This is a genomic window from Flavobacterium bernardetii, assembly GCF_011305415.1.
In the GTDB taxonomy this organism is placed as follows: domain Bacteria; phylum Bacteroidota; class Bacteroidia; order Flavobacteriales; family Flavobacteriaceae; genus Flavobacterium; species Flavobacterium bernardetii.
In genome coordinates, this window is record NZ_JAANOQ010000009.1 from 1 (window position 1) to 22,461 (window position 22,461).

Sequence of the window (22,461 nt, forward strand, 5' to 3'; positions counted from 1 at the left end):
GTTGATAGGCTATAGATGTAAAGGCAGTAATGTCATAGTCGAGTAGTACTAATAACCCGTAAGCTTATTGTAATGTTCCCCCGAGTAATCGGGGGAGCGAAATTCTTTCCCCTTAGAGATACCTCAGGGACCAGGAAAGAATCGTTTTTATACTTTTATTATTTTTATCTCAGTATGTTAAGATATTTGTCTAGTTATTTATAACAAGACTGTTATGATCGACAATACATATTAAATTGTCGAATGTAACAAACCATTAAGGTGGTTATTGCGTTGGGGCTCACCTCTTACCTTTCCGAACAGAGAAGTTAAGCCCAACTGCGCAGATGGTACTGCAGTTATGTGGGAGAGTATGTCGCCGCCTTCTTTTATTAAGAGGCTATCTTTTCAGATAGCCTCTTTTTTTTGTTATTGGTACGGCGTGTTCACTCGTTTTAGAACGAGTTCGGTTCGCCGCCTTCTTTTATTAAAGCCTCAATCTTTTAGATTGAGGCTTTTTTTTACCTAAATCTAGTCCCGATGGGACTTTTTTTGTTTAATCTGAACTTGTTTCAGATTCTTTTTGTTTATAGTAGTTTCATCTTATGAAATTCTATGCGTTAGTGGGTGGATTGGCATCCTTTTTTTTACTTATATCTAGTCCCGATGGGACTTTTTTTTGTTTATAGCAGTTAATATCTTCTGAAAACCTATGCGTTAGTGGGTGGAGTGGCATCCTTTTTTTTTGTTGCTTACCGAATTTAATTGACTTATTACCAAAAGTCTGCAACAAAATAAAAGATATAGCGGAACACACGACCTCGTTGTAAGACTAAACGTGTGGTAAAAGGAATACTTCTGCAACGAGGGAACGCCCAAGAAATCAAGAGAATCTCTTAATTAACTGTTTTGTTTTTCAATCATTATATAGTAACTATAATGTGTAAACAAGGCAGAATTAGTGTTTCATTTTCTTTTTTTATACAGTTATAGGATATTTTGGATACTCCTAAACTTAATTGTATTTTTGAATAATATTAATATATTAGATGAAAATTAAAGTAATTATTGTTGATGATGAAATGCATGCGCGAAGTTTTCTTAGGAAATTTTGTGAACGTTATCATTCTGATACTATTGATGTTTTGGAGGAATGTAGTTCAGTTGAATCTGCTGTAAGAGCAATAAAAAGATATCAACCAGATTTAATATTTTTAGATATTCAAATGCCAGATGAAAATGGTTTTGAACTTTTAAAGTATTTTGATAAAATTAATTTTGAAATTATATTTACCACAGCTTATAAAGAATATGCTATTCAAGCTATTAAAAAAAGTGCCTTAGATTATTTAGTTAAACCATTTGGCACAGAGGATTTTAATATTGCTATTTCACGTTATATTTCAAAAAAGAATATAAAAATCGATTTTGATAGGTTTAAATTGTTAACTGAAAACATTAATAATCAGTTTGTAGATAAACAGAGAGTTGTTTTTCCAACTAAATCTGGTTTTGAAGTAATTCAAGCTAATTCTATAGTTTATTGTAAGTCTGATGGTTCTTATTCGAACATTGTTACCATAGATAAAGAATATTTTACTTCTAAATCTTTAAAAGAAATAAGTGAAGTTTTAATGGATACCAATTTTATTAGAATCCATAAAAGTTATTTGGTTAATAAAAATTACATTAAGAGTTTTAAATCTGACGAGTATAAGTTAGATTTAATTATTGGGGAATCCATTCCTGTTTCTGATACTTTATTCACTAAAAAGAAATTAATTGATGCGATTTCTTCTTAGTCTTTTTTTATTAGTTTTTACGGCCGCTTTTGCTCAACAATATCCATCAAAAAATTATACTACTTCTGAAGGTTTGCCAAATAATGCAGTCAGATCTTTGTTTGTTGATAAAGATCATGTACTTTGGGTGGGTACAGAAAATGGCGTTTCTCGTTTTATTAATGGTCAGTTTTATAATTTAAGTGAAGAAGATGGTTTAGGTCATAATAGCTGCTGGGATATTTCTCAAGATGCTGATGGGAATATGTGGTTTGCTAGTTATGGTGGTGGAGTGAGTAAATTTGATGGAAAGAAATTTACAATTCTTACTACTAAAAATGGATTACCAGCAGATAAAGTCAGAAAAGTATTTTCGAATAAAAACCATATTTACGTTGGTACAGAACAAGGAGTTTCTATTATTAATATCAAAACAAATAAAATAACTACTCCAAAAGTTCCTAAAACAAAGGAAGATTTCATTTGTATAGATTTTTTTGTATATCAAAATGAAGTGTATTTTATTAGTGTTTTTGATGGTGTTTTTAAAATTGTTGAAAGCAAAAATTCCACTAATATTGAACCTGTATATTTAGGGATTAACTTTTATAGTGCTTTTTTAGATCATCAAGATTTATACTTAAGTAAAGAAGGTTTCGTAGAAAAATTAAATATTGAGCAGTTATTTTCTAAAAATACTCAACCCGTTCAATTTGGAAATTCAATTATTAATCAATACGCTAAAGTTCAAAATTCTTTACTTTTTGCGGCTGCAGATGGAGTGTACACTCCGGATGGTGGTTTGTATAAAATTGAAAAAGATAAAATGATTAATTTTTCCAATGCATTTGGTGTAGATTCAAAAAAGATTTTAAATGTTGTATATGATAAATTAAGAAATGTACTTTATGTAGGTTCAAATGATAAAGGGATTTATGAAATACGTTTGGATGCCACGATTCAATATGAAAATTTTAAAAATTTATCTATTGTTGATTTCGAAATTCTTGATCAATCAAAATTTGTATTACATAATCAGGGTATTTCAGTATTAAATTCTTCGGATAAAATAACTGCTGCAATATCTTTAAATGATTTTAAAAATTTTCAATCTAAATATATCAAGATTCACAAAACAAAATGCAATACTAATTATAGAGAATCACGTGATTTTGAATTAAATTTTAATATAAAAGCAAACGAAATTGTTTTTTATGAGTTAGTAAAGAACAAAAATTCTGTTTGGGTTGGAAGTAATTTAGGGATTTTTGAAATGAATTCAAAAGCTCAAATTATAAATTATATTCCGAAACATAGTTTAAAAATTGGTTTCACTTCAGATCATAAATTTATAGAAACCATTACCTACGCAGGTGCTTATGTTTATGATGATGTATACAAATTAGAAGGAAAACATTATTCGAAATTTAAGACTAACACGCCTCAATTCATTGTCAAAATCCTAAACAATAAAGATAAAACGTATCTAATTTCTGTTTTTAATGGCTTGTTTGTTCATCATAAAGGAAAGTTTAAATCGTATTTGTTTGAAAATATTTGGAAAGAGAAAAAATTCAAACATATTGCCCTTACGAATAATGGATATTTGGTTTTGGCTGCCGAATTTGGAACCGTTTTTATTGTGGATGATAATCAAAAATTTAAAATCCTTAAAACTATTCCCAAAAAAGAAATTATAGGAAATAGTATCAATTTTTTAGAATGTTATAAAGAGTATATTTTAATCGGTACAGAAAAAGGGTTGAATGTTTACCACAATGGTAAAATTCGATTAATAGATTCAGAACAAGGTCTAAAAGATTGTGTTTTTAAAACTTCACAAATTTTTGGTGATGATTTATGGTTAGGAACACAAAAGGGATTTTATAAACTTAATTTAAATAAGCTTTTAGCTAAACAAAAAACAGTTGAAAAAATTATAATCCAATCTATATTAATAAATAATCAGCTGCTTAGTAGTAAAAACAATCGTTGGTTTTCGTATCATTCTAATGAATTAATATCAGATTATAAGCATAATTCTTTTTCTATCGATTTTATTCCAATTGGACATCCTTTTCCTCATAAGTTAAAATTTAGATACCGATTAAATAGCAAAAACAATTGGAGTCCCTATTCTGAAAAACCATCCGTATTTTTATCTTATTTGCCTCATGGAAATTATAATTTAGAAATTCAAGTTTTAGATTTAAATTCAGGAGAAACGAAACAGTTTAAAATTTTGAAATTAAGAATCACACCTCCTTTTTGGGTGACTTGGTGGTTTATGCTTTTAGTTGTTTCAGTTATAGCAACGAGTTTGTATTTTATAATAAAAAGAAATAAAAAAAACGCGGAAGAAAAAGCACTCATTCAACAACGTATAGCAGAAACAAAATTAGAAGCACTTAAAAGTCAAATGAATCCTCATTTTACGTTTAATGCAATGAATACCATACAAGATTTTATAATTAGTAATGACATAGATAATTCGCTAAATTTTGTTAGTGAATTGGCTAAGTTGATGCGATTGACACTGGATAATTCTACAAAGAAAACCATTACGTTACAAGAAGAAATTACTTTTTTACAGCATTATATTTATATTGAAAACACACGCTTTGGAAATAAAATTCAAGTTAATCTTAAAGTAGAACCTAATATAAATACACAAGAGATTCAAGTTCCAACGATGTTGCTTCAGCCTTTTATTGAAAATGTATTTGTGCATGCTTTTAATGCCGAATATCCAAATCCGAAATTAGATATTTCTTTCCAGCTCAATGAAACTCATGTATTGGAATGTCGTATAAAAGATAACGGAAAAGGGATAGCTTCTTTTAATAAAGTCAAATTGCATACCTCTAAAGCACTACAATTAGCAGCCGAAAGACTTCGTTTGATTCAACCACATATTTCAAATCCAATAACAACAAATTTCACAGAATCTGATGGAACTTTTGTTGTGATTTTACTACAAGTTTAAAATTATAAACATCTTCATAAGTTAAAAAGTAGGTTTTGTATTCGTTTTCACCTGCTTTAACAAGTTGTTCTAAAGCATTATTTTTTGATTATTATTTTAGCGGTTTAAACTAAAAAACTAAAATTATGTCAAATTTTTATTGTGAAAATTGTGGTTCTAAAAGCTCCAGTATTTCCAGTTTAACGGCTTCATCATGCAGTCGTAATCCATTAGGAAGTAATAAAGGAAAACACAAACTTTACGAAGGTAGCGAAAAATCAAAATACTCGTGTAAGTTTTGTGGATCTTCATCATCAACAATTTCATCATTAACCGCAAGTTCATGTTCTAGACATCCATTAGGAAGTAATAAGGGAAAACATGCGCCGGCTTTGTAAAAAAATGATTTAATTATAAAATTTTAAAAACTAAATAGTAAAATGAGCGTTATAGAAATGATTTATATAGTAATTGCTATTGTTATGACATCTTTAATATGGTTAATATATTTAACTAACCTTAGAAGTAAGCATAGTAACTTACACAAAAATATTGATAATGAAGTTTTTGTTAAATCCGATGAAAGATTCAGTATTTTAAAAGAAGAAATTAGTAATCTGAAAAGTAATATCTTAATTGAGAAGAATAAAAGTTTTCAAGAAGGATTTGATAAAGCTAGAAGTGAATTTTCTTTAGAGGTTTATCCTTATAAAGAAGAATTTTTTGATGGAGATGATGGTCTTTTTTTTAATGATATTTATCATGAAGTTAGTATTGGATATAAATATCAACTTTTTATTAATGGAATTCCTGTGTTGAAACCATCTATAATAATAGATAATGTTTTAATTGAAAGAAAAAAAGAAGTGGATTATCAAAAAGTGAAAACTGCTTTAGACATTGTTGAAAATAGTATTGTTAATATTGCAAAGAATACAAATGGAATTTTAAAAATTGGAAGCACAATTAATGAAAAAGTAAATTCAAAAAAATAAACTTATGGCAACATATAAATGCAACCGATGTGGTATTACCCGAAACGATTTTCAAAAAAATATTTTAGCATTAACACCAGAAAAATGTAAACAACCATTTTCTACAGCAACACATTCAAGTCACGCTTGGAAAAAAATATCTGATAAAAATGAATATTAGATTTTATTGAAAAATAGAAATATTACCAAAAAGAAGAATATTATAAATGAAATTTCAATTCGAATTCCCAAGTGTAACTTCTATTATTAGAGTAACAATTCTTACTGTTTCAGTTTTACTATTAATTAAAATTCTTTATTATATTTTTTTCTAAATGCTTTTCAAAAACAAAAATGCACCAATCATAACTCTAATACTGGTCGTGATTGGTGTGCTTTTAATGAATATTATTTACTTACTTATAAGTTAAACCATTCTAAAATTAGTTTTAAGATTTTTAAATTACAAAATTCACCCTCAAAAATCTTCGTATATTTGGACTATGAAAATTTTAATCATTAGTTCAGTTTGGGTAGAACCCAATTCTTCGGCAGCGGGTAGCAGAATGTTGCAATTAATTCGGTTTTTTCAATCGGAAAAATATGATGTGGAATATGCTTCAATTGCTTCTGAAAGCGAATTCTCTTTCGATTTATCAAGTTTAGGAATCACGCAACATTCCGTTCAAATTAATGATTCAGGTTTTGATGAATTATTACTTCAGATAAATCCAGATATCGTTTTGTTTGACCGATTTATGGTGGAAGAACAATTTGGTTGGCGCGTTTCAAATGTATTGCCAAACGCGATTAAAATCTTAGATACAGAAGATTTACATTGCTTACGTCAAGCCAGACAGGAAGCAGTTAAGAAAAATAGCGAGAGTTTAAATTTTAATTCGGATGTCGCTAAAAGAGAAATTGCGGCTATTTTTAGATGTGATTTATCGCTTATGGTTTCAGATCATGAGATGAATTTATTGCAAACGTTTTTCCAAGTTCCAAAATCTATTTTATTTTATTTGCCAATTTGGGTTGATGCTTTAACTCCAGAAAAACCAGATTTTCAATCAAAAATTGATTTTGTCTTTATAGGAAACTTTTATCATGAACCCAACTGGGATTCGGTTTTAGTCTTAAAAAATGAAATTTGGCCAAAATTAAAAGACTTACTTCCAAATGCCAAACTAAATATTTACGGAGCCTATCCAACTCAGAAAGTACATCAATTACATAATCCGAAAGAGCGATTTTTTATTCACGGCAGAGCAGAAAGTGCAGAAGAAGTCATTCGTTCGGCGAGAATTTTATTAGCACCCATTCGTTTTGGAGCTGGGATTAAAGGAAAATTGTTGGAAGGTATGGAATACGGAACGCCATCAGTAACTACATCAATTGGAGCAGAAGCTATGCACGATAATTTGCCTTGGAATGGATTTATTACTATCGATTATTCTGATTTTATAACTAAAGCAGTTGAATTGTATTCGAATCAAGAAGTTTTGGAACAAGCAGTGGAGAATGGACACAAAATCATAGAGCACAAGTTTTTGTTTTCAATTTATAAGTCTAAATTTTTAGATATTTTAAATCATCTTCAAACTAATTTAGAAACGCATAGAAATGCTAATTTCATTGGGCAAATGTTGCAATTTCATACCATGCGAAGTACAGAATTTATGAGTCGTTGGATTGAAGAAAAAAATAAATAATGAAAGAAAACCCATTAACTTCTGAACTTCTTCAAGTTAAAGAATTGGTTTATGATAATTGCAATTTCGAATTCTCTAATCTTGTTATTGATTCTGAAAGTGCCGAATATCAAGCATGTTCTTTTCAATTAAATTCGATTGAAATCATTCACCGATTTTCAAAAATTACGCCAACTAAAATCGGTCAGTTTGTAACCATTTGGAAAAGAAATAACAAAGGAATAACTGCACCATTCGATGTTTCAGACAATTTCGACTTCATCGTTATCACTTCAAAAAGCGAAAAAAATTTGGGTCAATTTGTGTTTCCGAAAGCTGTTCTTTTAGAAAAAGGAATTATTAGCAATAACAATATTTCCGGAAAGAGAGGCATTAGAGTCTATCCGCCTTGGGATATTCCAACAAGTACACAAGCAGAAAAAACGCAACTTTGGCAAACAAAATATTTCTATTCCATAAACAAAGATGCTTTTGATATTGAATTGGTGAAGAAATTATTTACAAAAACAAACCTTTAAAAAAACTTTGCGACTTAGTGTCTTCGTGGCAAATTCTACATAAAACTCGCCAACAAAATCCCTAAAGCAATCACCACTAATTTAGCTAAATTGAATTTATGGCCTTCACTACTTTCAAAAATAATAGTAGAAGAAATATGAAATAAAATTCCAATTACAATTCCAGATAATTGCGAATAATAATTCGTAATAAAACTCAAATTATCAGCTAGGAAAGTTCCAATTGGTGTCATAAACGCAAACGCAATCATAAAAAATAAAATAGCTTTTGAATTCAATTGGGCGTTTTTGAAAAATGTAGTCAAAATAATAGCAATTGGAAAGTGATGAATCGCAATTCCATAAGCTAAAGATGGGTTTTTACTAATTGGTAAACCTTCTAAAAGCGCGTGTAAACACAAACTGAAAAATAACAACCATGGAATATGAGAAATCTTATTATGTCCGTGAACGTGTCCATGTTCTGCTCCTTTTGAAAAATATTCTAAAATGATTTGAAACAAAATTCCAATCATAATGAATATTCCAATTTTAGAATGAAAATGCCCTTCGTGTCCAGGTTCAGTAATAATTTCTTCACTATGATAAACTTCTGGAAGCAAATGCATTACGGTTAATGATAATAAAAACGCACCACTAAACGCAAGTAGTAATTTTAAGTTCTTCTTGCTTTTTGGTGAAAAAAATATGGCGAAAATGTATCCTAAAATGACAGATAATAAAGGGAAAATATAAATACTGTAGTTCATTATTTAAATAACAAAATTAAACGTTCTGATTGTGTTTTGTAGAATTTTCTCAACTTGTAATCGCCGAAAATCTCTAATAAATAAATACCTGCTTCTTCCATCATAGCTTCAAAATCGGCTAAGGTGAAAGCGGAAACCTTTTCGGTAAAGAAAAAAGATTCGCCTTTGTCTTCAAAACGAATTTCTTTGATTATTTTTTTGTTTTCAACTGAACGTTTGATATGAAACGTAATGCCATCAATTTCTTTAGTTTCTTCAGCTACTAAATTTTCAATAATAAAATCGGCATTGAAAAAATCAATCACACCAAAACCGTATTCGTTGATACTTTCTTTAATCGCTTTTAAAGTTTTAATATTGTCTTCGTGTGTGTCGAAATAACCAAAACTCGTAAACAAATTAAAAACGGCATCATAAGTTTCGTTCATCGGCTCACGCATATCGTGCGTTTTGAACTGTAAAGTTTCATTTGAAGAATCCTTAGCAATCGCAATACTGTTTTCAGATAAATCAACACCAGTTACGTTGTAGCCTAATTTATTTAAGTAGATGGAATGTCTTCCTTTTCCGCAAGCTAAATCTAAAATAGTTCCGTTTTCAGGCATATTTAGATAATGCGTAATGTTATCCATAAAAGCTTGGGCTTCTTCATCATTTCTGTTTTTATACAAAATGTGATAATAAGGTGTATCGAACCAAGTACTGAACCAATTTTCTGAATTTTTTGCTGTAGAATCTGACATTTATCTGTTTGGAAATTATGAATCAACAAATTTAATGTATTTTTGCAAACAAATAGCAAATATTATAAACACAGATTACACAAATTCACACAAAAAAATTCGTGAAATCGGCGTTTAATTTCTGTCTATTAAAAATATAATTAATAATTAAATTCTCTCTGAGGGAAAGAGGTCTATGGAAAATTTTAAAATGGTTGCCAAAACTTTTTTTGGTTTTGAAGAAATTCTGGAAAAAGAATTGTTCCAATTAGGAGCACAAAATGTGGTAAAAGGAACTAGAAGTGTTAGTTTTCAAGGTGATAAAGGTTTTATGTACAAAGCAAACTTGGCTTTACGTACGGCTTTAAAAATTCTAAAACCCATTCATACGTTTAAAGCTTATAACGAGCAAACGTTATATGATGGGATTCAAAAAATTGATTGGTCGGATTATTTAAAAGTGCAACAATCGTTTGTTGTGGAAACGACTTTGTATTCAGAGCAGTTTACGCACAGTCAGTTTGTGGCGCAAAAAGTAAAAGATGCGATTGTAGATCAGTTTAAAACCAATACTGGTGAACGTCCAAGTATTGATAAAGATTTTCCAGATTTACGTATTCACATTCATATTGATAGAGATTTTTGTACGCTTTCGTTAGATACTTCAGGTGTTTCTTTACACCAACGTGGTTATAAAACGGCAACAAATATCGCTCCAATTAATGAAGTTTTAGCTGCCGGAATGTTGATTTTATCTGGTTGGGATGGAAATGCACATTTCTTAGATCCAATGTGTGGAAGTGGAACAATTGTGGCGGAAGCGGCAATGATTGCATGTAATATTCCCGCGAATATCAACAGAAAAGAATTTGCTTTCGAAAGATGGCCAAATTGGGATTCAGAATTATTTGATAAGGTTTTAGAATCGTTATTAAAGAAAACTAGAGAATTTCATTATACGATTATTGGTTGCGATAAAGCGCCAAGTGCGGTTGAAAAAGCAAAAGACAATATCAAAAATGCCAATTTAGATGATTATGTAACGATAAAACAAGCTGATTTCTTCCAATCGGAGAAAGAAGTAGAAGGTCCGTTACATATTTGTTTTAATCCACCATATGGAGAACGTTTGAATATTGAGATGGAACGTTTTTACAGAGAAATTGGTGATACGATGAAGCAGAATTATCCAGGAACAAACGCTTGGTTTATAACTGCGAATTTGGAAGCTTTGAAATTTGTAGGTTTACGTCCAAGTCGAAAAATAAAATTATTTAATGGAAAGTTAGAAGCACGTTTGGTGAAATACGAAATGTATGCCGGAAGTAAGCGAACTAAATTTCAGAACAGAGAAGAAGAGTAACAAGAGCCAGGTAACAAGAGCCAAGTAAAAAGTAAAAAGTAAAAAGTAAAAAGTAAAAAGTAAAAAGTAAAAAGTAAAAAGTAAAAAGTAAAAAGATTCAAGTAAAAAGATTCAAGTAAAAAATAGATTATGTCAAAACAAACAAAAGCATTAGTTTTTAATATGTTAGGATTTTTAATCCTTTTCATTGCATTACGCTTTATCGTAGCAACTTACACAGGTTTTACAGGTTGGCAAATTCCGTTAGCGGCGTTTGTAGTTGCCACCATTTTAGCACCAAAATTTCAAGTGGTAAAAACAGCTGAAGGTGAAAAGTTATTTATGAAATGGCTTTTTATCAAAGGTGTGAAAGAGATTAAATAGTCAAATTCCAAAAAATAAAAAATCCCAAATTCCAATTATTACAATTGAAATTTGGGATTTCTGTTTTAAGTCAAAAAGCACTTATTGTTTAACTTCTTTTGTTTCTTTTGCTTTAGGTTTGCTTTTATATAAGGGTATAAAATAACTTACAGTGTAATTAAATCCTGCACCAAATTTACTGTTTTCATAGGTTTTGTTGAAGCCTGGAATGTATAAATTAGCAAAACCTTCTGGTTCTTTATTGGATACTAAATAGTTCAATCGTATAGAAAATCCAACATATAAATTACTGAAAACTTCCGCTTTTAAACCACTTATTACTTCTATCCAACTTGCAGAAAGGCCATTAAATTCTTGACCAGGAACAATAGTATTTGTTCCATAAAAATTTCCCGGTTCATAAATATTGTACGAATTCAATTTCTGACTGAAACTACCAACACCAGCTCGCATTCCAACGTAAATCATGTTTTCCATATCTAGCCAATTTTCATAGGCATTATAATCAAAACCAACTTTAAAATACGTTCCTTTTGTAGTATAATTGATGTTGTCGTCAAGCGTTGTTTTTTCTTCGTTTCCTAATTCTCCAGCGATATAAAATTTCTTCGTAATTCGGTAATCACCAACTAATTCTAAACCTTTATAGTTTTTATCGTATAACGATTTTGTTAAGCGATGTAAATCGACACCTAGTCGTAATCCAAATCGTTGCGGTATTTTAACAGTATCTTTTACTTTGTTTTGTGCGTTACTTTCAATTGAAAAACACAATAGAAAAACGAGACTAAAAATATATTTTAACATGTGTTTCATTTTCGTTTTCAATATTAGGTTGTGATACAGTTATGTTTTGAATCCAATTATTTCCATCTGCAGTTACAGAAACAGGATTTGTAGCATCTAAAGTATAAATTGTTTTAAAGCCACAAGCACGAGAAATATATGCTGTTTTTCTCGTGTAATTAAAGATAACTTCATCTTGATTGTCATCTGTAGTTGGATCAACACTTCCGTTTAAAGTAAAATTCAGAGCAGCAACATCTGCAAAAGTTTTCAAAGGAACTTTAATTTTACTTACTGCATTATATTTTAATTCAGAAGTAAATCCAGTAGCTGTTATTTTTAAATTTGTTATGTTTTTTGGCGTTGTTGTTGCAACAGCATCATAAAATTCAATTACAACTTTTGGAGTAGTTGGAGTTGTTTCGTCGCAAATATCATCTTTTTCGCAACCCGAAAAGAAAAAACTAATTAGCAATAAGAAGAATAATTTTTTCATACTTATCTTTTTTCTAAAAGTACCACATTTTCTACGTGATGCGTTTGTGGAAACATATCCACTGGACGAACACGAGTCACTTTGTACATTTCATCTAATAAAGCTAAATCACGCGCTTGAGTAGCCGAGTTACAACTTACATAAACAATTTTTTCTGCTCCAATTTTCAATAATTGTGCGACAACATCTTTGTGCATTCCATCACGAGGAGGATCAGTAATAACCACATCTGGATGTCCGTGCGTGTTAATGAAATCGTCATTGAAAACGTTTTTCATATCACCTACAAAAAACTCACAATTGGTAATGTTATTACGAGTAGCGTTTTCTTTGGCATCAGCAATTGCTTCTGGAACGGCTTCTACACCAATTACTTTTTTCGCTTTTTTAGAAACGAATTGGGCAATGGTTCCTGTTCCAGTATATAAATCGTATACCAATTCTTCTCCAGTTAATCCAGCGAAATCTCTTGTAATAGCATATAATTGGTACGCTTGTTCCGAATTGGTTTGGTAAAACGATTTCGCATTAATGCTAAAATGTAAACCTTCCATTTCTTCTAAAATATAATTTCTTCCTTTGAAAGTAATAATATCTTGATCGTAAATCGTATCGTTAAGTTTTCGATTGATCACATATTGTAGCGAAGTAACATTAGGGAAACGTTCTGCTAAAAAGTTCATGATCAATTCAATTTCTTTTTTATTGTTGTCGTAAAACTGAATTAAAATCATCAATTCACCTGTTGAAGCGGTACGAATCATTAACGTTCTTAATAAACCAGTAACTTCTCTTGGATTGAAAAAAGAAAGGTTGTTTTCGTTTGCAAATCGACGAATTTCGTTTCTAATATCGTTAGAAGGATCTTCTTGTAAATGACATTTAGAAATATCTAAAATCTTATCCCACATTCTAGGAATATGAAATCCAACGGCATTTTTGTTGTCTAGTTCTGCACCTGATTGCACTTCTTCTGGCGTCATCCATCTTGTAGAGGAGAAACCAAATTCCATTTTATTTCTGTAGAAAAATTGCTTTTCCGAACCTAAAATCGGTTCAAATTCTGGCATTTCAATTTTTCCAATACGTTTTAAATTGTTGTAAACCTCGTTATGTTTGTAATGCAATTGTTGGCTATATTTCATGTTTTGCCATTTACAACCACCACAAACACCAAAATGTTCACAAACCGGTTCTGTTCTGTGTTCCGAAAACTCATGAATTTTGATAGCTTTACCTTCGTAAAATGCTTTTCTTTTTTTCATGGTTTGAATGTCGGCCACATCACCTGGTACGACATTCGGAATAAAAATTACTTTACCATCTGGGGCTTTTGCCACCGATACACCTTTTGCACCTGCATCAAGGATTTGTACGTTTTCGAATACGATTCTTTCTGTTCTCTTTTTTCCCATGGTGCAAAAGTAAGGATTTTTACCAAAATAACGTCGCGATGCGACATTGTAATGCTTGATTTTTGTATTTTTAGCAATTATATATTCCGTAATTCAAATTTTTTATACGCACAATGGCAAACACATATACGCAAATTCACATACAATTCGTTTTTGTAGTAAAATACAGAAAAGGACTAATTCTAGCTTCTTTTAAAGAAGAATTATATCAATATATTTCTGGGATTATTAAAGCTCATAATCATAAATTATTAGCAATAAACGGAATGCCAGACCATATTCATGTTTTTATTGGAATGAGGCCAACTCAATCTATTTCCGATTTAATGCAAGATATAAAAGGAAGTTCATCAAAATGGATTAATGAAAAGAAATTTCTACCTATTAAATTCGAATGGCAATCAGGTTATGGTGCTTTTTCCTATTCAAAATCTCATGTTGATAGAGTAATTAAATATGTTCAAAATCAAGAAACACATCATCAAAGGCAAACTTTTATAAAAGAATACATTCAGTTTTTAAATGCTTTTGAAATTGATTATGATGAAAATTATATTTTTAAAGAGCCAATATGAAATTATCTCTAATAGAATTTGTATAACTTTGTAAAAACATTAATAATTACAATCCCGTCAGGGATTATATATCGATAACATGACAAAACACTTAGCACTTTTACGTGGCATAAACGTATCAGGACACAATATGATTAAAATGGATGCATTGAAGAAAATGCTGGAAAATATGGGCTTTCAAAATGTAGAAACGTACATACAAACCGGTAATGTTTTTGTGGATTCGGAAGAAGAAAATGCCGCAAGTGTTGGTTTTAAAATCAAACAAGAAATTTCAAAAGTTTTTGGTTATGATGTACCTGCTGTTATGGTTTCTAAAAAAGATTTAGAATTGTGCTTAAAAAACAATCCGTATTTAAAAGAAAAAGAGTGTGAAACGAAGAAATTATACGTCGCTTTTATTTCTAAAGAATTATCTCCATTAGCTTTAAACGATTTAAAAATTAGTAATTTCAAACCCGATGAAGCGGCCATTGATAGTAGCAGAATTTATATCAAATATGCAGTTGGTGCTGGAAAAACTAAATTGGATCAAAAGTATATTGAGAAAAAAATAAATGTAACGGCAACCATAAGAAATTGGAATACCGTTACAACTTTATTATCTATGTTTGAAAACAAGCTTTAATAGCCAGAATTATTTAACGTTTTAATGAAATCGTTTAAGTTTTTAATTTCACTTTTTGTTAAATTTAATTTATTCGTTGGTAAGGTTTGATTTTCAATAGCAATTCCAACACCATGTCCGCCACCACGATTATAGAAATCGATAACATCTTCTAGTTTTTGATACACACCATTATGCATATATGGAAACGTTATGCTACTGTTTCTGATAGTTGGTGTTTTAAAAGCGTGTTTTTTTAAAGGCGCTTTTGTGATTAAAAATTCGCCTAAATCACTATCTATAGTTGCGTTTTGTGTTGCATTTTGCGAAGGAACTCCTAAGACTTCACTTTCTGTTTCATTATATAATGGAGGTACACTTCCGTTAAATAAGGGAAAGAAGTGACAGGTAGCGCATTTGGCTTTACCCATGTATAAATTGAATCCGTTTTTTTCACTTGCTGTCAACTTCGTTTTTCCACGTAAATAAGTATCAAATTTTGAATTTAGTTTCGATAGAGAACGCACATAACTTGCCAATGATTTTAATAGATTTTGTTCTGTGATTTCTTTTTCTTTGGTAAAAACAGTTTTGAATTTTTTTTGATAAGTCGGATTGTTTTTAATTTTATTTAAAGCATTTGCGAAACTTCCATGCATTTCATCTTTGTTGTTGATTACGCTTTTCGCTTGGTCTTCTAAATAAGTTACTCGACCATCTAAAAATTGAACGTTTTGAAATGCAGAATTTAATAAAGTAGGCGTGTTTCTAGATTTTATTCCCTCTACTGCTTTGGTTTTATGATCAGCGTAAGCTTGAGTAGGAATGTGGCAAGTTGCACAAGAAACTTTATTGTTACCACTTAATATTGGGTCGAAGAATAATTTTTCTCCTAATGCGATTTGTGCTGAATTTGGTTTTTGATTGTAATTTGGTGCGAAATAATCCTGATTGAATGCGCCTTCTTCAAAAATGTTTTGCTTATCAAGATTAATTGCATTCGTATAAGGATTCGTTTTGATTTTTAATTTTTGTTGGATTTTATGAATAGTGTTAGAAATCGGAATACAATAATTTACAATAAAATCAGCTCTATCAAAAGTATTGAAATTTTGATTTTTATCAAGATATGTTTTAGTTTTAGAAATAAGTTCAACAAATTTTTCATCATCCGTAAAAGTTAAGATTACATCTGAAATACTTTCAATTGTAGCTTTAGCTTCCGGGATGGAATGAAGTGTAATTGGTGAATCAAATCCAGAAATTCCTAAACTCATCATTCGAACCATTTGCAATTTTTGTGCTTCAAAAATATTACTATCGGAAAGTTGAATGTTTTCAATATTGGTTTTAAGTGTTTGAGTAAAACCATTAAAAATACCAACATGTTTTTTTAAATTCTCTATATCAATTTCTTTAGCAAATAATAGTTCTTCAACTTTTTGAAAACCTGTAGCTTCAACTTTTTTTCTACTTGTTTCATGTATGTCGTTTTTATCAATAGCTGCTCCATTCAAACTTTTAGAAGTTTCAGGATAATATAAAGAGATAAAACTTTCGGTTTTTTTATAATGTAAACGAGCTGTTTTAAATTCGTTTTGTGCTTTTGTTATGTTGGATGTTTTTTGAATTAAACTATCCAATTTTTTGCAACTTACAGCAAATAAAGCATAGTTTTTAATTAAGTTTTGTTTGGTTTTTTCAATTGGAGTTAGGTTTTCATAATTGGAGTTTTTACATGAAACTATAAGTAATCCAATGCATAAAAAAGCTATTATTTTTCTCATTAGGTATAAATTAAAAATTAGGAATGCAATACATCACATTCCTAATTAATTGTATTTTAAAAAGTTGATTTTTTATCTTGCTAAACCTTTTATTAATATAACTTGACTTCCTTGGTTTTCGTTTGGACGAATTGTTCCGCCGTCTACACCTTTAAAAGCATCTGTTCTCCAAGAATGAGGTTGAATTGAAAGCATAAATGTGTCTGGAATTCCAATAGTTTCTGAAACATCAATTAAAGCGCCATATTCCCATGAACCAAAATTTGAACCCGCACTTAAGTATTTATTTGTAGGATCATTACGTTTGTGATCTAATTCAAAAACTACTTTTAATTCTTTTGTAGCAATATTGTATTGATAAATGTAAGCATCATGAGTTTCGTCTCCATAACCATTTGAATCTTCTTGTACATATACATAGTTATTAGTTACGCAAATATTATCAACATTTTGAAACTGTTTTGCTTTTCCTGATCTGTCGTCACCATCTAAAACCAATGTAAGTTGCCCGCTTAATGGATTGTTTGCATCTAAAACTAGTTTGTAAACACGTCCATATTTAGATCTTGAATTATCAGCATTTGAACCTGTGTTATCCTGACCTGTAACATTAAAATACAGTTCACGTTCTTTACCAGCGCCTTTTCTGTAATCAATATCTTCTACACGTCCAAAAGCAATAGCTTGAGCTGCCTGAGCTGCTTGGTTGTTTTGAAGTCCAGTATTAGTTTTTGCATCTGTAATTTCTACAAACTGAACAGGATAAGTGTTGTTCTCAGTCATAGTTCTTTCATTTGTAATATTGTCTGTTCTTTTAATTACATAAACTTTTCCATTGTTTAAATCTCCAACAGTACTTTTGTACATAACTAATTGTCCACCATAAGTTCCAGAATCATCATCACCTAATAAAACAACTGTTTGGTTAGCGTAAGCTTCTTTTGCTAAAGGAACGGCATTTTCTGCACACCATCTTCCAAATCCAGAAATCGGTCTTGGTGTACTGTTGTTTGCTTTAGTATCGTATGGAGTTAAACCTATAATTTGAGATTCATTATTACTTTCTCCAGCTGTTAAAAATAATGGGCCAAATCCATGAATTTCTGGTGTTACTAAAGTAGCTGAACATAAACGGTTACCAGCTCCATTTGAATTCAAAACGTATTCACCGCCAACAGGTTTGAAATTTTTGTTAAACTTAATTTTAGAAACAGCAAAATTGTCTTCGTTATTTACTAAGAAAGTGAAAGAGCCATCATTGTTTTTGAATAATCCTGATCCATCTGCAGAGCCACCAAAAACAAATCCTGGAGTTTCTGTAAATGTATCTTCACTTGAAAATAAAGCAAAAGTGTTTAATGTTGAAAACCCTGGCATTGTTTTCATTAGTACAGGAGTGATTGAATGGTTTTTTAGTTCGATTGGATTCGTGTTTTCAGCGACACTACTTTCTTCAGAATTGCAAGACAATACTGTTGAAATCAAGGTTAAACCTAAAATACTAGTTGTAAGTTTCATGTTTTTTAATTTATTATTAGATGTGGCAAACTTAGTAGCTTTGTGTTGCTTTAAACTTGTTTTAATATTTTATAAAAGTTATTAAAGTTATGAAAAATCGTACAAAAGTTACATTATTGTTATGTTAATGTATATTGTGTTTTTGGTACCGATTTAATGAAGAATTAAACTTAGTTAAGTTAATATTTTATCATTAAATATAGAATTATTACCTTGCGCTATGTTATGGATGATTTCTCTCCACAAGTAGGAATTGCGATTTGACAATCAATAAAAAATAAATTATGTCAGTTTTAGAAAAAATCAGCCCAGCAGCAATCATTGCTTTAGAAGACAAACACGGTGCACACAATTATCATCCATTACCAGTAGTCTTGAATAGAGGTGAAGGTGTTTATGTTTGGGATGTTGAAGGAAAAAAATATTACGATTTTTTATCCGCATATTCAGCAGTAAACCAAGGGCATTGTCATCCGAAAATTGTGGGTGCAATGATAGAACAAGCACAAACTTTAACATTAACTTCTCGTGCTTTTTATAATGATAAGTTAGGTGTTTACGAAAAATACATTACCAATTATTTTGGTTTCGATAAAGTATTGCCAATGAATACAGGTGCTGAAGCAGTAGAAACAGCTTTAAAAATCTGTAGAAAATGGGCGTATGAGAAAAAAGGAATTAGTGAAAATGCAGCACAAATTATTGTGTGTGAAAATAACTTCCACGGAAGAACAACTACAATTATTTCGTTTTCTAATGACGAAAATGCACGTAAAAACTTCGGACCTTTTACTGACGGATTTATAAAAATTGCTTACGATGATGTGGAAGCTTTAGAGAAAGCGATTACTTCATCACCAAATATCGCAGGATTTTTAGTGGAGCCAATTCAAGGTGAAGCTGGAGTTTATGTGCCATCTGAAGGTTATTTAACAGCAGCAAAAGAATTATGTGAAAAACATAATGTATTGTTTATTGCAGACGAAGTTCAAACAGGTATTGCGAGAACAGGTAAATTGTTAGCGGTTCATCACGAAAACATTCAACCAGATATTTTAATTTTAGGTAAAGCTATTTCTGGTGGAGTTTATCCAGTTTCTGCTGTTTTAGCTAATGATGAAATTATGAATGTGATTAAGCCAGGTCAACACGGTTCTACTTTTGGTGGAAATCCAGTTGCGGCTGTAGTTGCTATTGCTGCTTTAGAAGTGGTTACTGATGAAAAATTAGCAGAAAATGCTGAAAGATTAGGTAAAATTTTCCGTTCGGAGTTAGATAAATACATTCAAACTTCTAATATTGCGACTTTAGTTCGTGGAAAAGGATTGTTAAACGCTATTGTGATTAATGATACAGAAGAAAGCGATACAGCTTGGAATATCTGTATGAAATTAGCTGAAAACGGATTATTAGCGAAACCAACTCATGGTAACATCATACGTTTTGCACCACCTTTAGTAATGACGGAAGAGCAATTATTAGATTGTGTTAGTATTATTATAAATACCTTAAAAGAATTTGAAAAGTAAAATTCTTTTGTAACTATATTTTAAACAAAAACCCGTTTCAAAATATTGGAACGGGTTTTTGTTTATATGTAAATCTTAAAATTAATAGCTGTAAAAAACAGAAATTCCAATATTGCTATTTTGTATCTCAGATCTTGAGTCTGCTTTGTCTATGTCAGATAAACCTAAAGAATACCTAAAGCCAGCTCCGAAATTTTTAGTTAAGTTTATACCAAGACCAAAATTTACTGCAAAATCTGTAGAATTTAAATCGTCTTTATTGTCTACAGTTTGTGATTGGTTGAAAGGTTGTCCAAAATAAGAACCTGTTGCTTTGGCTTTTTGTTCCGCATTAAGTAAAAAACCAACTTGCGGACCTACTTCGATATAGAATTTTTCTACAACATATAGTTTTGCCATTACAGGAATGTTTAAATAGCTCAAATTTTGAGTTAAATCAAGTTTGAAGCCTCCAGAAATATCAGAGTAATTTTGTTCAGATTTTGTACCTTGAGTAGAATACAGAATTTCAGGTTGTAATGAAAACATGTCGCTTACTTTAATTTCAGCAAATCCTCCGATATGGAACCCTATTTTACTATTTGCATCCTCAATATCTCCAGTAAGATTTGAGATGTTTAAACCCACTTTTGTTCCAAATTTTACATCTTGTGCTTGCGTTAAGCCAAATGTTAGTGCTGTAAATGCAGTTAGTAATCCTTTTTTCATATCTACTTTTTTTTTTATGATTCAAAGATATAATGAATTTTATTATTACGAAAATAAACACAAAAATAATAGATGAATTTTCTGGAAGTTTATTCTGGTTTTGTATTAAAAAGCAAAAGCCCCGTTCTGAAAATCAGAACGGGGCTTTTTATATAAAAATCTTAGATTAGAATTTTAAAGCAAGACCTGCCATAACTTTAATTCCACCAATATTTGTTTTTCCAGTATGTTCAGTACCGTCTTCAGTTTGTTTAGATTTTAAGCTGTTTCCTTCGTAACCTAAGTTAACAATAACACCAACTACATCAGTAAAGTAGTAGTTACCACCAGCATTAACACCATAGTTTAATCCAGAAAATTTAGTTTTTTCAGCTGTTCCATAATCAAAACCATAAGCTGTTTTGTCTTTACCAGATGTAAAACCAACAGATGGACCTGCATAAACGTTGAAATTATCTTTGTTTACGAAGTAATATCTTCCAGATAAATTTACTTTGAAAGTAGATAATGTGAAATCTTTTGTGTAACCATAGTCTTCAAAGTTATAGTCTTTTGGAGTTAAAATTGAAGTACCAACTTCTAAACCAATACCAGCAGAAAAACTTTCAGCTAAACCATATTGGAAATTTGCACCGAATTGAGCACCTGTAGCTGAGAACTTAGTTTCTGTTGAACCTGCTTCGTCATCTTGTTGAGTACCTGAACCAGATAAAAATCCACCAATTACGTTTACGTGCATTGTACCTTTTTGGTTTGATTGTGCGTTACCAAAAGTAAACGCTAATACTGCAACTGCAGATAATAATACTTTTTTCATTTTGTTAGTTTTAAATTATTTTGGTCAAAATTATAATTAATTTTTTATTAAAAAAATATTTATTAAAAAAAAAGCACTTTTACACTGTAAAAGTGCTTTAATTTCTTTTAATCTTTATGATTAGAATTGGAAACCAATTCTAACTCCACCAACTACGTTAGTAGAAAGACCACCTGATTTTCCTCCAGGGATATTTTCGTTTTCAGATCCAGTTTCTGAAATTACGATGTCTTTTTGTGAACTAGCTAAAAAGTTTAATCCAGCTTCAACACCTAAAAATACTTTTTTAGTAATGTAGTAATCTGCTCCAGTAAATAATCTGAAACCAAATTGAGTACTAGCATTTCCAACAGGATCTCCAGTAGCTGGGTCAATTTGAGCACCATCAATTTCGTAAGAATATCCGTTTTCAGTATATTCACCTGAAGCACCATTGAATCCGATTAATAAATCAGCACCTGCATAAGTAGATAATCTATCTGAACCAGCAAAATGCTTCTCAATACCTAAATTAACTAAGTTATTAGAGTTTTTGTTAATTAAAGTTCCAGGATTAGTTGGGTCTGGATTAATAACTGTTTCTTCTTTGTTTGAGTTAATTCCTAAACCTAATCTTAAAGCCATATCGTCTTTAAAGAAGTATCTGAATTTAACAACTCCTGTGTTTAAGTCAAAATCAGTGTTGTTTAAACCACCTGTTAAACCTACCTCAGTAGCAATTGTTCCTTTTACTGGCTTGTATGCTGAAGTAGTAGTTACTTCTTGAGCATTCATCAAACCAAATGTCATTACTGCCGCAACAGTAAATAATACTTTTTTCATTTTGTTTTTTTTAAAGTTATGGGTCAAATATAAAATGTTTTTTTTAAATATGCATGCGTTTTTTTGAGGTTATTAACATTCTTTTTAATATTTACACGAACAAGTACTGAAGGTCAATGTGTTGTAAAAGTGTTGTAAATAGGGGTTTTTTGTGAAATACATATTTTTTAGTCTTGTAGTTATTAACATTTTCGGGAAAACCCATTTTTGATTCCGCTGTTTTTTGTTAACAATTATAGGGATTTTTGTGATTATTATCGGTAAAAGTTATTGGT

The 22,461-nt window shown here is 30.4% G+C and carries 21 protein-coding genes and 1 rRNA gene; 12 read left to right on the forward strand and 10 right to left on the reverse strand.

The genetic code is table 11. The annotated features are described in order from the left end of the window. The first annotated feature begins 257 nt into the window (after window positions 1-257). The 7 genes from rrf (at window position 258) to G6N05_RS13780 (ending at window position 7,929) form a co-directional block, all read left to right on the forward strand. A 5S ribosomal RNA gene (gene rrf, locus G6N05_RS13745) occupies window positions 258-367 on the forward strand. A gap of 661 nt (window positions 368-1,028) precedes the next feature. Continuing rightward, window positions 1,029-1,781, forward strand: a complete 753-nt coding sequence (locus tag G6N05_RS13750; protein WP_166130777.1) for a LytR/AlgR family response regulator transcription factor — start codon at window positions 1,029-1,031, stop codon at window positions 1,779-1,781. Further along, on the forward strand, window positions 1,765-4,746 hold the full coding sequence (locus tag G6N05_RS13755; RefSeq protein ID WP_166130781.1) for a sensor histidine kinase: 2,982 nt from the start codon (window positions 1,765-1,767) through the stop codon (window positions 4,744-4,746). Before G6N05_RS13750 ends, G6N05_RS13755 begins: the two co-directional genes overlap by 17 nt. 419 nt (window positions 4,747-5,165) lie before the next feature. Then, complete coding sequence (locus tag G6N05_RS13765; protein WP_166130785.1) at window positions 5,166-5,720, forward strand: hypothetical protein; 555 nt, start codon at window positions 5,166-5,168, stop codon at window positions 5,718-5,720. 4 nt (window positions 5,721-5,724) lie between these two features. Then, entirely contained in the window at window positions 5,725-5,880 is a 156-nt protein-coding gene (locus G6N05_RS13770; protein WP_166130788.1) for a hypothetical protein, read from the forward strand. Between the two features lie 322 nt (window positions 5,881-6,202). Further along, window positions 6,203-7,411 (forward strand): glycosyltransferase family 4 protein, encoded by a 1,209-nt coding sequence (locus G6N05_RS13775; protein ID WP_166130792.1) that lies wholly within the window; start codon window positions 6,203-6,205, stop codon window positions 7,409-7,411. Then, window positions 7,411-7,929, forward strand: a complete 519-nt coding sequence (locus tag G6N05_RS13780) for a MepB family protein (RefSeq protein ID WP_166130795.1) — start codon at window positions 7,411-7,413, stop codon at window positions 7,927-7,929. The genes G6N05_RS13775 and G6N05_RS13780 overlap by 1 nt, the downstream gene beginning before the upstream one ends. Window positions 7,930-7,964: 35 nt before the next feature. Here G6N05_RS13780 and G6N05_RS13785 read toward each other — a convergent pair whose 3' ends face one another. Then, a complete protein-coding gene (locus G6N05_RS13785; protein WP_166130799.1) occupies window positions 7,965-8,678 on the reverse strand; it encodes a ZIP family metal transporter in 714 nt (237 codons plus the stop codon). Then, window positions 8,678-9,421, reverse strand: coding sequence for a class I SAM-dependent methyltransferase (locus tag G6N05_RS13790; RefSeq protein WP_166130803.1), 744 nt, complete (start codon window positions 9,419-9,421; stop codon window positions 8,678-8,680). Before G6N05_RS13790 ends, G6N05_RS13785 begins: the two co-directional genes overlap by 1 nt. A gap of 175 nt (window positions 9,422-9,596) precedes the next feature. On the opposite strand from G6N05_RS13790, the gene G6N05_RS13795 reads away from it, so the two are divergent. Both G6N05_RS13795 and G6N05_RS13800 read left to right on the forward strand, forming a co-directional pair. Further along, window positions 9,597-10,763, forward strand: a complete 1,167-nt coding sequence (locus G6N05_RS13795) for a THUMP domain-containing class I SAM-dependent RNA methyltransferase (RefSeq protein ID WP_187003035.1) — start codon at window positions 9,597-9,599, stop codon at window positions 10,761-10,763. A gap of 129 nt (window positions 10,764-10,892) precedes the next feature. Beyond that, window positions 10,893-11,126: a hypothetical protein gene (locus G6N05_RS13800; protein ID WP_166130807.1), complete on the forward strand. Its 234-nt coding sequence runs from the start codon at window positions 10,893-10,895 to the stop codon at window positions 11,124-11,126. 81 nt (window positions 11,127-11,207) lie between these two features. On the opposite strand, the gene G6N05_RS13805 is transcribed toward G6N05_RS13800, so the two are convergent. From G6N05_RS13805 to rlmD, 3 genes are read right to left on the reverse strand one after another with little or no spacing between them, the layout of a single operon-like run. Beyond that, window positions 11,208-11,933: a DUF6048 family protein gene (locus tag G6N05_RS13805; protein ID WP_225875179.1), complete on the reverse strand. Its 726-nt coding sequence runs from the start codon at window positions 11,931-11,933 to the stop codon at window positions 11,208-11,210. Continuing rightward, a complete protein-coding gene (locus G6N05_RS13810) occupies window positions 11,914-12,408 on the reverse strand; it encodes a DUF6452 family protein (RefSeq protein ID WP_166130813.1) in 495 nt (164 codons plus the stop codon). Before G6N05_RS13810 ends, G6N05_RS13805 begins: the two co-directional genes overlap by 20 nt. A gap of 2 nt (window positions 12,409-12,410) precedes the next feature. Next, window positions 12,411-13,823, reverse strand: a complete 1,413-nt coding sequence (gene rlmD, locus G6N05_RS13815) for a 23S rRNA (uracil(1939)-C(5))-methyltransferase RlmD (RefSeq protein ID WP_166130817.1) — start codon at window positions 13,821-13,823, stop codon at window positions 12,411-12,413. A gap of 113 nt (window positions 13,824-13,936) precedes the next feature. Between rlmD and tnpA the strand changes: the two genes are divergently transcribed. Continuing rightward, window positions 13,937-14,398 carry an IS200/IS605 family transposase gene (gene tnpA / locus G6N05_RS13820; protein WP_166130821.1) on the forward strand — a complete coding sequence of 154 codons (462 nt, stop codon included), beginning with the start codon at window positions 13,937-13,939 and terminating at the stop codon, window positions 14,396-14,398. Between the two features lie 79 nt (window positions 14,399-14,477). Next, window positions 14,478-15,026, forward strand: coding sequence for a DUF1697 domain-containing protein (locus G6N05_RS13825; protein WP_166130824.1), 549 nt, complete (start codon window positions 14,478-14,480; stop codon window positions 15,024-15,026). On the opposite strand, the gene G6N05_RS13830 is transcribed toward G6N05_RS13825, so the two are convergent. Together G6N05_RS13830 and G6N05_RS13835 are read right to left on the reverse strand one after the other, a co-directional pair. Further along, window positions 15,023-16,792 (reverse strand): cytochrome c peroxidase, encoded by a 1,770-nt coding sequence (locus G6N05_RS13830; protein WP_166130827.1) that lies wholly within the window; start codon window positions 16,790-16,792, stop codon window positions 15,023-15,025. The genes G6N05_RS13825 and G6N05_RS13830 overlap by 4 nt on opposite strands. Before the next feature lie 72 nt (window positions 16,793-16,864). Beyond that, window positions 16,865-18,310, reverse strand: coding sequence for a PhoX family protein (locus G6N05_RS13835; RefSeq protein ID WP_166130830.1), 1,446 nt, complete (start codon window positions 18,308-18,310; stop codon window positions 16,865-16,867). Window positions 18,311-18,594: 284 nt separating this feature from the next. On the opposite strand from G6N05_RS13835, the gene rocD reads away from it, so the two are divergent. Then, the gene (rocD, locus tag G6N05_RS13840; protein WP_166130834.1) at window positions 18,595-19,839 is read left to right on the forward strand and encodes an ornithine--oxo-acid transaminase; all 1,245 of its coding nucleotides are present in this window, start codon (window positions 18,595-18,597) and stop codon (window positions 19,837-19,839) included. An 81-nt stretch (window positions 19,840-19,920) separates the two neighbouring features. Here rocD and G6N05_RS13845 read toward each other — a convergent pair whose 3' ends face one another. The 3 genes from G6N05_RS13845 to G6N05_RS13855 all read right to left on the reverse strand — a co-directional run bounded on the left by G6N05_RS13845 (window position 19,921) and on the right by G6N05_RS13855 (window position 22,186). Further along, window positions 19,921-20,547, reverse strand: coding sequence for a porin family protein (locus G6N05_RS13845; protein WP_166130838.1), 627 nt, complete (start codon window positions 20,545-20,547; stop codon window positions 19,921-19,923). A gap of 166 nt (window positions 20,548-20,713) precedes the next feature. Next, window positions 20,714-21,364 (reverse strand): outer membrane protein, encoded by a 651-nt coding sequence (locus tag G6N05_RS13850; protein WP_166130841.1) that lies wholly within the window; start codon window positions 21,362-21,364, stop codon window positions 20,714-20,716. 120 nt (window positions 21,365-21,484) lie between these two features. Further along, on the reverse strand, window positions 21,485-22,186 hold the full coding sequence (locus G6N05_RS13855; protein ID WP_166130845.1) for an outer membrane beta-barrel protein: 702 nt from the start codon (window positions 22,184-22,186) through the stop codon (window positions 21,485-21,487). Between the last annotated feature and the right edge of the window lie 275 nt (window positions 22,187-22,461).